A 13,058-nucleotide genomic window follows, 5' to 3' on the forward strand; every position below is an offset into this window, starting at 1 on the left:
TCTACCACATTAAACTACTAATATCAGTATTAATTAATTTTAAGTAAGTTTGATTGGCCCTAATAACATCAAAAGTATCTATTTTATCTCTTCCTTCTATTACTGCACTACAACCAGATAAAAGCTTGATGAATGCCTTTTCTGTGACTCTGAAAGTTGATGAAGGTCCTTCTGTTCCTTTCCATTTATTATGCATTAACATGAATCTAATTCCTTGAATATGATTGAAGAGTTTTTTTGCTTTTTTATCCTGCCATTTAACCTTACCCAACCTTTTAAAGAATCCGGTCGTAGGTTCTGGTGTTTTTCTGGTTGAATCGAAATCATCCAACATTAAGAGAATACGTGTGGCCATATGACCATAAAAAATATTATGCAATTCATCCGAAGTAAAATCTCTATCCAAACTAATACTGTACAAATCATAAAGAACTGTGTATGTCACCATCACATCTTTAGCTACTATTAAAGGTGCAATTGGAATATTTAAAGGAAACTTACTCATTTTTTTAGAAGCCAATTTAATTAACTCTGATACCTCATCAAAATCTCCTGAATTCAAACAAGAATCATTGCCTCTGCCAAAAACAAACGCTTCATAAACTTTGATCGTTGTAAATCCAATATACCTCCTACAACTTCTTTTAATCCTTCCTCGTAACAAAATTCTTTTAACACTTTTTCTGCAGCTTTTTCTGTTGGTTCTGCCCTTAAAAACATTATTATCACATCAACTTGCTAATATCCGTGTTCAACAGTTTCAAATATGTTTTATTCGCCCTTATAACGTCAAAGGTATCTATTTTATTTCTACCTTCTAATACCGCACTGCAACCAGATAAAAGCAGAATAAAAGCTTTTTCAGTTGCAGGAAAATCCCAATGAACATTTTTTCCTCCCCATTTATTGAAAGCCAATGTGAACAAAAAATTGCTGATATCATTAAGAAGCTTTTTAGCCTCTTTATCCTGCCATTTAACCTTACCCAACTTTTTAAAGAATTCCACTGTAGGTTGAGGTGTTTTTTGGTTTGAATCGAAGTTTTCCAATAATAACACTATCCGTGTGGCCATAGTTCCATTTTCTACCCCGTATAGATCCTCTTGATAAATTTTATGAGCAGTGCGAATACTATAAAGGTCACCGATAAAAGTATAAATCACCCAAAAATGCTTTATGCCGATTAAAGGTGCTAAAGGAATACTCAAAGGAAACTTACTTAAATGTTTAGCTGCTAAAAGCTCTAAATCCGAATACTCATTATTCTTAGCACCATACCTCTTATCAACACTAGAATCAATAGGATTATCCATATGGACAAGCTTTTCATAAATTTCATTCTCTTGTAATGATAATATCCCATCCACTACTTCTTTTAATCCTTCAACATTATTAAACTCATCTAAAACTTTATTAGCAACTTTATTAGTCGGTTCTGCACTAAATAATCCCATATTAACCACCTCACTACCAGGGCCATCGAATTTTATTTTTAATCCAGTTTACGGCTGAAGATACTGCTTTTTTAACAGTGCTTGCTACTTTCTTCACTGTATTTACAGCTTTGGTCACCACTTTCCTAACTGTAGTGATCACCTTTTTAACAGTCTTTTTTACTGTGGTAACAGCTTTCTTAACAACTGTTTTAACATTGTTAATCACTTTATTTACAACCTTCTTAACTGTAGTCACAGCTTTAGGAATCTGTTGCTTAACTGTAGTAGTAATCTTATTGATCACATTTCCTATGCCGGTCTTCACAGCATTTACAGCCCGATTAATAAATTTTTTAGTTGAATCTGCTAAGTAATTGAGATTTCTGTTTAAAAAGCCTCCAATTTCACCATAAATATTCCATATTTTCTTAATAGGATCCGGACTAATCAAAAGATTACCAAGTTCTCCTAAACCCCTCTTAAACTGAAAACTGCTGAAAGCAGTTGCAGCAGCGATTAATTTCTCATTACCAGTTAACTTAGCCAATCCCTTAAAAATATCTGCAACCCAACCCACAGGATTCGGAAGAAGAACATTCCCTATAAATCCCACAATATCCTGCAATCTTTCAGGGTTACGCAACCCAAACTTCTGAGTTAAATCACTCAAAAAATTTCCAAATTTACGTATTAACCAGTTTTCAGCAAGACTTATTCCTATTTTTATTCCTGCTTTTTCCAGTACTCCTGCCAAGAATTTGCCAACAATTGTTCCTGCTCTGCCAATGGGTATGATTGCTACCAGATTTAGCAAGAAATTGGCAATAGACATGTTTCCATTTTCGTCTATTCCAAAACCATAGTAAAGTAATGCTTTAATGTTTTCTCCACCCCACATTTTATTCAAATTACTGTATCCATAGAAATGGTAGAAGTTAGTGTCAAAAAAGTCCCATATATTACCAGTCTGCCATGCCTTTTGGCCCGCTTGTATAAGTTTATCCCAAGTATAAAACTGGAAACCAAAAGGATTAAAAGGACTATTCAAAATTCCTGCAAATGGACCATATACAGACCCCTTATTATTATATTTCCATGCTTCATTACTGTCTCTGGCCAAGCCAGATAAAGGATTGTCATTACCCATTAAATAAGGTGTAAAAGGGCCAAAAATCGAAAATTCATTATAATTACCAGAACCAGTATTAATTTGACCATTACCAAGATTTCCATTATCCCCATAATTTCCATAATGATTCCCATTACCGTTTTGAGTAGAACCTCCAGAACCTGATCCTAAACCACCCCCAGAATTACCATAATGATTCCCATTAGAGTTCCCATTTCCAGAATTTAAAGGATTCCAATGACCCCAAGGATTAGGATAAACACTCAAAAGCAAGCTCGCATTATTATTAGTCATGTTAAGATCAGTTTGATTTCCTGAAACCATCACAGTATTATTAATTAAACCAACATTCTCTACTTTCCCAGAAACGTTCAAATACACTATTGAACCACTTGTAAGGTTTCCAATACTCCACAATCCAGTAAAAGGATTATAAGAATTAGAAGAGATACTAATATGTTTAAATCCATTAGGAATATAATAAGTTGTTTTAACTCCTGTAGCATCACTTGGACCATTATTTTTCACTGTAATCGTTAGTTTAACAGTATCCCCAACATGCAGTGAAGTATTGCTAGCATTTATTGTAATTGCAAGGTCAGCCCTTGTATTTACAGTTGTAGATTCGCTGCAAACATTATTAGCTGTGTTTAAATCAAGAGTATCTGAACTTACACTTACAATGTTGGTAATGGAACCATCAAGAGTCGGAGAAGGAATTTTACCTTTAATCAAAACTGATTTTGAACTATTTACACTTAAAGTTCCTAAATTAAGTGATCCTGTCCAGTTACCCCACACACTTCCATTATCTAGTGAATACTGAATATTTTGTAGTTGTGATGGAAATGTATCACTTAATATTGCATTTCTTGCATCAGATGGTCCCAGATTACTCACATTAATTGTATAGGTTAATTCTTCACCTGCTGAAACTGGATCCTGACTATCAGCTATTTTAATGGAAATATCTGCCACATTTGCTTTAACAGATAAATCATAGAGTATGGGTGATGTCTGGCCAGATATGATCTGGAAGGTGACTAGGACTTGTAAATATCTTCCAGGTAATGTTGAACTTAGAATCATTCCATTTTGCGCTTCTTCCCAGTTTGACCAGCTTATTTTATCATTACTACTTCTAACTTGGACTTCTAAGCTTGTATTCTCAGGTATAAAACTATTCCAAGAAATAACGCCCCAAGGAAGATTATTCACACCAGAATCATGTGTTATGGTCCATGTTCCAAGTTTTGTGGTTATTGTACGTGATATTGCGCCAGTCATATCACTGTAACCATAATGAAGCCCTCCAGGGATTCTTTTTGATAATTCTATGGTATTTGTGGCTGGATTTATTCTTTTAATGTATTCATCACCATAATTAACTACCCACACTTTGCCATCAGCATCCATAGATAAGCCTGTTGGAGTATTTCCAACATTTATTGTGGCTTTTAAAACTCCATCATTAGAATATCTGGTTACTGTACCTGCAAGTGAGTTTGCAATCCAAATATCTCCATCATCTGTAACCGTAATACCTCTAGATTGCGTTGGACAGCTTTTTGTCCATTCTATTGTACCTGTTAATGTATCAATTTTTGTGAGTTTAGAATCTGTCCATCCTGAGACAAAAAGATGATTGTTTCTATCAATTCCAAGCCCATAAACAAAATGACCCACATTTATTTTTGTAAATGAGTTAGTTTTCGGATCTAATCTAAGTACATTAGTTCCATTATGGCCAGAAGACCATATAATTCCATTTTGATCAATTATAACACCATAAGAAGTATGAGCTACTGGTGAAACATCAACAGTCTTAATAATTTGCCCATTAGAACCATTTATATAATAGAACTTCATTGTTGCATAAGTTCCAACCCATATGTTATTTTGAGCATCGACTGCAACTCCTCTAGGCCCCGGATTATATGAATCATTAGCGTAACTTCCCGTGTATTGTCCCGGAACATAAGTACCTTCTTTTCCGGGGATTAGAATAATATCATAAATGACACATTCATCAGCGCCCCATGCAAGTAATTCAGCCCCACTAATCACCCCATCATCATTTAAATCTCTGGAAGTCTCAATAACACCATTCCTATTTCGGTCAATGTATCCTCCATTTTCATATAATCCAATTTTAACTGCTGTACCCGTCTGTCTGTTTGCAACCCAGCAATTTCCCTGAAGATCAACTGTTGTTCTTGAAGGTGAAGAATATGAATAAGGACTTACACGATAACGAGCCAGTTCCCTACCAGTTCGTGTATCTATCTTTGAAACTGTTCCATTGTTACTATTAGGAACCCAAATAAAAGGAATAGTTGTTGGCGGATTAGAAATCTGTAATTGATTGTGAGTAGTGTTATGCTCTAATCCTGCCATTGTCCCATTATCAAAATCAATATCATTAGTATAATCATAATTAAAATTAGATGCAAAAGCAGAATTGCAAAATATCATTGTAAATAATGATATAAAGATTAAAAATATTAATTGCCACTTCATATTGATTTCCCATTTAATTAATTATTAATTAAGAATCATACTTATATCATAAAAAGCCTTTCTCTTTTATGACAAATGGTAATCTTTATATATAAAAGTAATACAATATTATTAATTTAATTGCATTAAAAACGTATTTAAAGATCATTTATAGTTTTAATATAAATATTTAAATTCTAATGATCAAAAAGAATTGTATTATTCATTATATCATTCTAAAATCAAATATATTACACATGATTAATTATAAATTATAATTAGTAAATTTATATCCAAAAATAAGGTTTATAAATGTTATAAAATAAAACTTATGAGATTATACAGTTATTTGTACTTAAGTATATAAATTATCATAATACATTTAAACTTTTTAAATCTAAAACAACAATATAATTTATTTAAAGTAAAAATAATTGATTTTATCATATATTAATAAGATAAATTAATACTAAAGATAGTGTACACTTCTAAGATCCATTTAAGTAAAACGGTTAATAGATAAATTCAATAGCTCCTTGGAATAAATAAAAATCATTACATTATAGGGATCATAATTATGATCGTAGTTACAGGAGCAACAGGACATCTTGGAAACGTACTTGTTAGAAAATTATTAGAAAATAGAGAAAATGTAAAGGTAGTAGCTCGCTCTTCTGCTGATCTTAATCCACTTAAAGGACTGGAAGTTGAAATTGTAGAAGGAGATATTCAAGATGTTAATTCACTGATTAATGCTTTCCAAGGAGCCGAAATAGTATACCATCTTGCAGGAATTGTTTCTATACTGCCCGATACCGATGGACACTTACACCGAGTAAACGTTATAGGAACCCGTAATGTAGTTGATGCTTGCCTTAAAACTGGTGTAAAGCGTTTGGTTTATACGAGTTCAATCCATGCTCTAAAAGAACCGCCACGCGGCATTCCAATTGACGAGACTTGTTCGTTTGAACCTCAATATTCAAGAGGTGGTTACGATCAGTCTAAAGCTCGTGCATCGCTTGAAGTTTTAAAAGGAGTTGAAAAAGGTCTTGATGCTGTTTTGGTTTGTCCAAGTGGTGTGATAGGTCCTTATGATTATAGAATTTCTCAGATGGGACAGTTATTTGTGAATTTTTTAAAGGGTAGTCAAATAGCATATGTTGATGGGGCTTATGATTTTGTTGATGTTAGAGATGTTGCAGATGGGATTATTCTTGCCTCAAGATATGGTAGAAGTAGTGAAACCTATATTTTATCAGGCGAAACAATTACAGTTCACGATTTAATGAAGTATCTTGAAGAAATTACTGGAATGAACGCACCAAAGTTTAAAATGCCATTATGGTTTGTAAAAGCCGTTTCTAAATTTTCTCCAATATATTACAAATTTAGTAAGAGTAAACCACTGTTTACTGGTTATTCTATTGAAGTATTAAATAGTAATTGTGAAATAAGTTCTAAAAAAGCTAAAGATGAGCTTGGTTTTTCACCTCGCCCTATAAAAGAATCTATTAAGGATTCTGTGGAATGGTTTAAGAGAAATAATTATGTTTAAAATAAAAACAAACCTGAGATATCAGGTTTAAATATTAATAATAAAACTATTATTTTTTTTATTTTGAGTTCTGTTCAATATTTTTACGATAATTAACCAGATCTTCAACTGTAACTACTGGCATGTCATGTTTTATGGCAAAATTTACTATTTCTGGCATACGTGCCATTGTTCCATCATAATTAGTAAGCTCACAGAGCACACCACATGGTTTTAACCCTGCTAAACTCATCATATCAACAACGGATTCTGTATGTCCTCTGCGTTCCAGTACACCTCCTGGACGAGCTCTTAGTGGAAATACATGCCCTGGCCTGTGAAGATCTTCAGGTCTTGCATTATCTGCAATAGCAGTTTTAATTGTTTTAACTCTATCATATGCTGATACACCAGTAGTAACTCCTTCTGCAGCTTCAATAGATACTGTAAACGCTGTTTTAAATCGGCTGGAGTTATTTTTTACCATCATTGGTAATCCTAGCTCATTTACTTTTTCATCAGTTAGGCATAAGCAGACAATACCACTGCATTCTCGAATTAAAATAGCCATTTGGGCTTCAGTAAGAGATTCTGCAGCAAAAATTATGTCGCCTTCATTTTCTCTTTGTTCATCATCGGTAACTATTACGCCCTGGCCACAACGCAAGGAATTTAGAGCATTTTCCACTCTGCCCACTGAGTTACCAAATTGTGCCAGTAAATCTTGATTCATGGTAGTAAAACCTCCTTTAAGTTGACTTACATGAATCAGGGCAAAAATAACATAGACTAGTCTAAGAGTAAATACACTACAAGTGATAAAAACTTTGTAGACATTCCTATTCTCTCCCATCCGGACTTTCACCGTCGGCTCTGGATTTTCACCAGATCTGCTGACCTCCTTTAATAAAAAGAAGCGCTCGCGGGCTTCCCAATATAAATCAGGATACCGCCGGTAGGGAATTTCACCCTGCCCTGAGAATAAGTCATTGGTATATCATTTTTTATAAGATAAAAAACTTTCGAAGTTAACTGAAATAAAAAATTAAAAAATATTTTTTAAATTAATTTTTCCACAATTTCCTTAAATGAATCTGCAATGTAATTTATCTGTTCTTCACTGAATCCATAAACACTACATTTAAACCATTTAGTCTGCCCACGTTTTATCCCCACGATATTTCTCTTTTTAAGTTCTTCATATAGGAAAAAGCCTCTTCGCGGATGTTTTTCGGCAATTTTATCGAAAATTGGAGTTTCAAATCGGGTGAGGTCATGGTCTTTAGGTCTTGTACCAATTTGTTTTATGCCTTCAATTTCTTCCATTTGTCTTACAAAATTTCTAGTCTTATTCACTTCTTCATCCCAATTCTCGACCCTCTCTGCAACATAAGATAGTGATGCCATCAAAGTGACTATTGGTGCTCCTCTACTGGTACATCCAAGCATCTCAATCTCCTTAACTTGATGTCTTTTAGAAACCTGAAGCACTTTATCTGCATATTCTTCTCTCATTCCAAGCACGCCGATTGGTCCTGAGGCTGCCATGCTTTTATGACCACTTCCAACCACAAAATCCATGTTCAGATCTTTAGCATCAATAGGTAACCTTCCCATAGAATAAGCACAATTTAAAATGATTGGAACACCTTTTTCATGCGTTATATTTCCTATTTTCTTTGCATCTGTTAAATTACCGTAATCACCATCAACATGGGTAAGTAATGCAAGTTTAACGTCTGTTCCTTTATCAATAGCATTTTCTAAAGTTTCCTTATAACTTTTAGGGGTTATCTTATACTCTGGATGTTCGTTATTTGGAACTTCAATCATTTTAAGCCCATTTCGCTCTGCAGCAAGATGGGTGGTGTAATGTGCATTTCCATCTACAATTACGGTATCTCCCGGATCACATAAGGCATGCATTATGGCAAATTTACTTTCTCTCGCCCCATGAGTGGTTCTAACTTCATCAACATTGATAAATTGAGCTAAATCATCTAAAAATCCAGTAATTGAGGGGGCAGGTATCTGATCCAGTCTTCCAGCACAGTAATCACAGACACTGTAACCATCAGAATATTCTAATAGGGCTTTTTTTGCTTCAACAGGCAAAATTCCTCCGCGCTGAAGAGGATTTAGATTTAAATTGTCTCTTTCTGTACTTCTTGTAAGTCCATAGTCCTTGCATTCCATTATAATCACGTATCAGTATTTTCTAATTAAGTATTCTCTTTTATTTTTGTAGGTCGTCGTATGCAGACAATGCTGCTACTGCACCTTCTGCACATGCCACAACCCATTGATTAATTCCCCCAGTAATATCTCCTGCAGCATATATTCTAGGTATATTAGTTCTATGGCTTTTATCAGTTACAATATATCCTGGTTTATTTAATTCTATTCCGATATCTTTTGCTAAGCTGTTAAAGGGTATTTCTCCCACTGCTATAAATATTCCATCTATGTCATATTCTCCTTTTTCACCAGTTTTTCTGTTTTGCAGAACTACTTTTTCTACAACTTTATCTCCCTTTATTTCATCCACAACAGTATCCCATATTATTGGAATTTCTTTTTCTTCTAATTTTTCATGCAGATATTTTTCTGCCCTGAGTTCATCTCTTCTATGAACGACAGCAACATAAGAGCCGATATTATCCAGATATAATGCCCCCTGGGCTGCTGTATTTCCTCCACCAATTGTTAGAATTCTTTTACCGACAAATAGGGGCCCATCGCAAACTGCACAGTAAAAAACACCCCTTCCAAGGAACTCAGATTCACCGGAAACTCCTAATTTTCTGTGGGTGGTTCCTGTGCATAAAATCACTGATCTGGCCTTATAATCATTTTTCTGGGAGGATACTATTATTTCATCCTCGTTTTTTATCTCTATTTTCTGGACTTCTTCAAGTTCATTGATTCTGGCATATTTTAATGTCTGTTTTTTGGTATATTCTATTAATTGTCTGCCTGGAATTAATTCAAATCCGGGATAATTCTCCATATTAGGAACCATTAATGCTGCCCCACCAATAACACCTTTTTCAAGAATTAAGGTTTTTAATCCCTGTCTCCCGGCATAAATTCCTGCCGTTAATCCTGCAGGCCCTGATCCTACGATAATAACATCATATTCGTCCATTTAACCACCATAATATTTTGCTAAATATGGCTCTTTTAATTACTCAAATGATTTTATCTGACTTTTTTAGATTTTCTTCAACTAATTATATTCTGTATTTTATCTTTCAAAAGTTTATTCACAAGCTTACCATCTGCTTTTCCTTTGAGTTTTTTCATGGCCATACCCATAAGTGGACCCATTGAACCCATCCCACGATCTTCTATCATTTTTTCATTGGATTCCACTATTTCATTTATTATCCCTTCAACTTCTTTATCAGATAGCATTATTAAATTCAGGCTTTTCGCTGCTTCTTCAGGGGAATTGTTTTCTTTGCATACATTTGCTAAAATATCGGAAATAGCATCTTTAGAAATTTTACCTTCTTCCAAAAGATTGAAGGTATCAAACAGAATTTCATCTTTTAATTCATCTATATCGCATCCATCCCTTCTTAACTCTATTAATGTGTAAGCAAGAGTTGAAGCAAGAGTTGTAGAATCTGTATCCGTTTCTTTTTTAATATTTTCGAAACTGCTTACTTTATCATTTTTTACAAGCTGTTTTGCAAGATCTTCGCTTAAATTATACTGTTTAATTATCCTTTCCTTCTTCTCTTCTGGAAGTTCAGGTAAATCGGATGCTATATCTTCAAGATGTTCTTTTGAAATACTTATTGCTGGAATATCTGTTTCTACATACATTCTGCTTGCTGTGGGGAGCGGTCTCAAGTATTCTGTGTTTCCATCAGGTGTTACTTTTCTTGTTTCCTCCGGAATCCCCTCAAGCGCCATTTTAGCCCTTCTCCGTACTTCCTGTAAAGCATTAATCACTTTTTCTTTATCATCTGCAACCAGAATAAAAGCATCACTCTCTCCAGCCCCTATAAATTCATTTAAAGCAGTTACTTCATGTTCCACAATACCATAAGCTGGAAGTTCATCTGTATGGAAGAGGCCTGATACTCCCATTTTTTTAGCATATCCTGCAAGTTCCGTTCCAAATCTTCTCCCTGGCTGAATTTCCATTCCAATTAACCCCTTAAATCCGTTGAGTTTAATTGCATAAACACTTTCAGCTTTAGCTATAATTTTAGAACTTGTTTCACCTAAAACTTTGGCAACATCATATAAATTATCATCAACTGATGCATTTCTATTAATTAACTCATCTCTTATTTTTAAAAGATTTATCTGTCTTTTAACTTCATTTTCAACCATTTTTGGCATTAAATCTAGGTCTTGAACTCCTTTTATTTCAACTCTAGCCCCTTCAAGGATTGATATGTTTAGATCCTGGCGTATGGTTCCTAGTCCTCTTTTTACTTTAGTGCTTCTTAATATCTGCCCGATTTGATATGCAACTTCTTTTACTTGCTCTGGATGATTCATGGAGGGATCTGTTGTTATTTCAACAAGCGGAATTCCCAGCCTGTCCAGTCTGAATGTAACCATGCCTTTTTCATGCCCTATTCTTCTTGCAGCATCCTCTTCAAGGCATAAATTTTCAATTACAACTCTTCCATAATCTGTTTCAATATATCCATCAGTTGCGACAAGTCCTGTCCTCTGAAATCCTCCAGTGTTACTTCCATCTATTACCTGCTTTCTCATTACATGGAATTCATCAACAACATGCATGTTAAGGAGAGTTGCTAGAATAAGAGATATTTCAAGAGCCTCCAGGTTTAAAGGATGTGGGGGTTCTTCATCAGCTTCAACAAGACAGGTTTCATGAGCATATGCTTCATAAATAAAGTTTAGTTTTCTTCTCGCCTCTTCAAACGCCGCTCTATCTATTTTTCCAAGTTCGCTTTGAGTGGGTCTTAAATTTCTTAGAATTTTAAATTCCGGCTCTATATCGGTAAGATTACAATCACATGCGCAGAACAGCTTTTCATCTGTGTTGAGCTGCTGGTGTATTTCAAGTCCCATTTTGAGTCCAAGTTTTTTATAATCAAGCATTAAATCACCGTAAATTATATTAGATTAAAAAATATTTTAAAGAAAGTTTATCCTGAATTTCTCCTGCAATATTTGTCTGCATTATATTTTGGACTTCATCTAACTTATCTGTCTGCCCTAAAGCCCATATAAGCTTTATAAAAGCAGTTTCAGGTAACATATCACCTGCAGAGATCACTCCTGCAGATATAAGCTTTCTTCCAGTACTGTAAACATGCATATCCACCGCCCCGTAAAGACACTGGGATGTCATAACTACGGGTATTCCATTGTCTGCTGCCCTTGCAAGTGATGGGATGATATCCTCCGGGCAATGTCCAAGTCCTGTTCCTTCTAAAACGATTCCTTTATAGCCTTTGTCCACATGGTAGTCTATTAGTTCTCCAGAAATCCCCGGATAGCTTTTAATAAATGCTACATTTGGTTCAAGAGCGTCTTGAAGTTTAACTTCACCATCGATCCTTTTTTTGTAATTTATTTCCTTATCTAAAATTTTAATATTGCCATTATGTACTCTGGCAATTGGAGATATGTTTATACTTCTAAAAGTATCTCTTCTTGATGTGTGCATCTTTCTTACTTTCGTTCCTCTATGTAAATTACAATAAGAATCATTTTCAGTTCCATGCATACAGACCATTACCTCTGCTATATCAGATTTAGCTGCAGTAACTGAATTTAAGAGATTCAGGTATGCATCTGATGAAGGTCTGTCTGAACTTCTCTGAGCTCCAGTAAGTACAACTGGCACGGGAGTGTCCAGAATAAAGCTTAATGCTGCTGAAGTGTAGTGCATGGTGTCTGTTCCATGGGCAACAACAACACCGTAAGCTCCATCATTAATTTCATCTGCTATTGATCTCGCAGATTTAATCCAGTACTCGGGTTTCATGTTTTCACTTAAAATATTTAAAACCGCATTTCCTTTGATATTTGCAAGTTCAAGAAGCTCTGGATTTGCCCTTAAAAGGTCATCTGCAGTGAACGCAGGGTGAACGGCTCCTGTTTTGTAATCAATTATGGATGCTACAGTTCCACCAGTAGATATAATGGAAATATCCCTCTTTTCAGGGTTTTTTTCAATATTAAGTGGTTTTAATTCAATTTTTGGCTTTTCACCCTTTTTTATAAGCTTTATATCGGCATCCTTTATTTCTAAACCAATATTATAACCATTATTAAGTTTTAAAACCACATGCTTATCATCAGCATCTTCTGCCCTATCTAAGATCATTCCTTCATAAGAAATATCTTTTTTAATTATTTTGACGCTGTCACCAATAGAAATACCGGCTGAATCTAAAAATACTTTGGAATCTCCTCTGTAACTCATAAAATCACTCTTATTTTAATTAATAAAACT

10 protein-coding genes and 1 riboswitch are annotated in these 13,058 nt (G+C 34.5%); of the genes, 1 reads left to right on the top strand and 9 read right to left on the bottom strand.

Annotated features, from left to right (window positions below; genetic code table 11):
* Position 1: 1 nt before the first annotated feature.
* From QMD61_02140 to QMD61_02155, 4 genes are read right to left on the bottom strand one after another with little or no spacing between them, the layout of a single operon-like run.
* Entirely contained in the window at positions 2–562 is a 561-nt protein-coding gene (locus QMD61_02140; GenBank protein ID MDI6723428.1) for a hypothetical protein, read from the bottom strand.
* A complete protein-coding gene (locus QMD61_02145; GenBank protein ID MDI6723429.1) occupies positions 559–720 on the bottom strand; it encodes a hypothetical protein in 162 nt (53 codons plus the stop codon). Before QMD61_02145 ends, QMD61_02140 begins: the two co-directional genes overlap by 4 nt.
* A 5-nt stretch (positions 721–725) precedes the next feature.
* Positions 726–1,454 (bottom strand): hypothetical protein, encoded by a 729-nt coding sequence (locus QMD61_02150; GenBank protein MDI6723430.1) that lies wholly within the window; start codon positions 1,452–1,454, stop codon positions 726–728.
* A gap of 13 nt (positions 1,455–1,467) precedes the next feature.
* Complete coding sequence (locus tag QMD61_02155) at positions 1,468–5,085, bottom strand: CARDB domain-containing protein (protein MDI6723431.1); 3,618 nt, start codon at positions 5,083–5,085, stop codon at positions 1,468–1,470.
* A 556-nt stretch (positions 5,086–5,641) separates the two neighbouring features.
* On the opposite strand from QMD61_02155, the gene QMD61_02160 reads away from it, so the two are divergent.
* On the top strand, positions 5,642–6,622 hold the full coding sequence (locus tag QMD61_02160; protein MDI6723432.1) for an SDR family oxidoreductase: 981 nt from the start codon (positions 5,642–5,644) through the stop codon (positions 6,620–6,622).
* Between the two features lie 58 nt (positions 6,623–6,680).
* On the opposite strand, the gene ribB is transcribed toward QMD61_02160, so the two are convergent.
* The 5 genes from ribB to gatD all read right to left on the bottom strand — a co-directional run bounded on the left by ribB (position 6,681) and on the right by gatD (position 13,028).
* The gene (gene ribB, locus QMD61_02165) at positions 6,681–7,454 is read right to left on the bottom strand and encodes a 3,4-dihydroxy-2-butanone-4-phosphate synthase (GenBank protein MDI6723433.1); all 774 of its coding nucleotides are present in this window, start codon (positions 7,452–7,454) and stop codon (positions 6,681–6,683) included.
* Positions 7,439–7,588, bottom strand: a riboswitch (FMN riboswitch). (Overlaps the previous gene by 16 nt.)
* 72 nt (positions 7,589–7,660) lie before the next feature.
* Entirely contained in the window at positions 7,661–8,797 is a 1,137-nt protein-coding gene (gene pscS / locus QMD61_02170; GenBank protein MDI6723434.1) for an O-phospho-L-seryl-tRNA:Cys-tRNA synthase, read from the bottom strand.
* Between the two features lie 40 nt (positions 8,798–8,837).
* Positions 8,838–9,749 carry a thioredoxin-disulfide reductase gene (trxB, locus tag QMD61_02175; GenBank protein MDI6723435.1) on the bottom strand — a complete coding sequence of 304 codons (912 nt, stop codon included), beginning with the start codon at positions 9,747–9,749 and terminating at the stop codon, positions 8,838–8,840.
* A 77-nt stretch (positions 9,750–9,826) separates the two neighbouring features.
* Positions 9,827–11,695, bottom strand: a complete 1,869-nt coding sequence (gatE, locus tag QMD61_02180; protein ID MDI6723436.1) for a Glu-tRNA(Gln) amidotransferase subunit GatE — start codon at positions 11,693–11,695, stop codon at positions 9,827–9,829.
* 19 nt (positions 11,696–11,714) lie between these two features.
* Positions 11,715–13,028, bottom strand: a complete 1,314-nt coding sequence (gene gatD, locus QMD61_02185) for a Glu-tRNA(Gln) amidotransferase subunit GatD (protein ID MDI6723437.1) — start codon at positions 13,026–13,028, stop codon at positions 11,715–11,717.
* Between the last annotated feature and the right edge of the window lie 30 nt (positions 13,029–13,058).

Origin of the sequence: Methanobacterium sp., from assembly GCA_030017655.1 — an archaeon.
Taxonomy (GTDB): domain Archaea; phylum Methanobacteriota; class Methanobacteria; order Methanobacteriales; family Methanobacteriaceae; genus Methanobacterium_D.

Bases quoted from the DNA above. Each gene is read 5' to 3' on its own strand.
- trxB (MDI6723435.1), bottom strand. From the start codon at position 9,749: ATGGACGAATATGATGTTATTATCGTAGGATCAGGGCCTGCAGGATTA.
- gatD (MDI6723437.1), bottom strand. From the start codon at position 13,028: ATGAGTTACAGAGGAGATTCCAAAGTATTTTTAGATTCAGCCGGTATT.
- gatE (MDI6723436.1), bottom strand. From the start codon at position 11,695: ATGCTTGATTATAAAAAACTTGGACTCAAAATGGGACTTGAAATACAC.
- pscS (MDI6723434.1), bottom strand. From the start codon at position 8,797: ATGGAATGCAAGGACTATGGACTTACAAGAAGTACAGAAAGAGACAAT.
- ribB (MDI6723433.1), bottom strand. From the start codon at position 7,454: ATGGGAGAGAATAGGAATGTCTACAAAGTTTTTATCACTTGTAGTGTA.
- QMD61_02145 (MDI6723429.1), bottom strand. From the start codon at position 720: ATGTTTTTAAGGGCAGAACCAACAGAAAAAGCTGCAGAAAAAGTGTTA.
- QMD61_02150 (MDI6723430.1), bottom strand. From the start codon at position 1,454: ATGGGATTATTTAGTGCAGAACCGACTAATAAAGTTGCTAATAAAGTT.
- QMD61_02155 (MDI6723431.1), bottom strand. From the start codon at position 5,085: ATGAAGTGGCAATTAATATTTTTAATCTTTATATCATTATTTACAATG.
- QMD61_02160 (MDI6723432.1), top strand. From the start codon at position 5,642: ATGATCGTAGTTACAGGAGCAACAGGACATCTTGGAAACGTACTTGTT.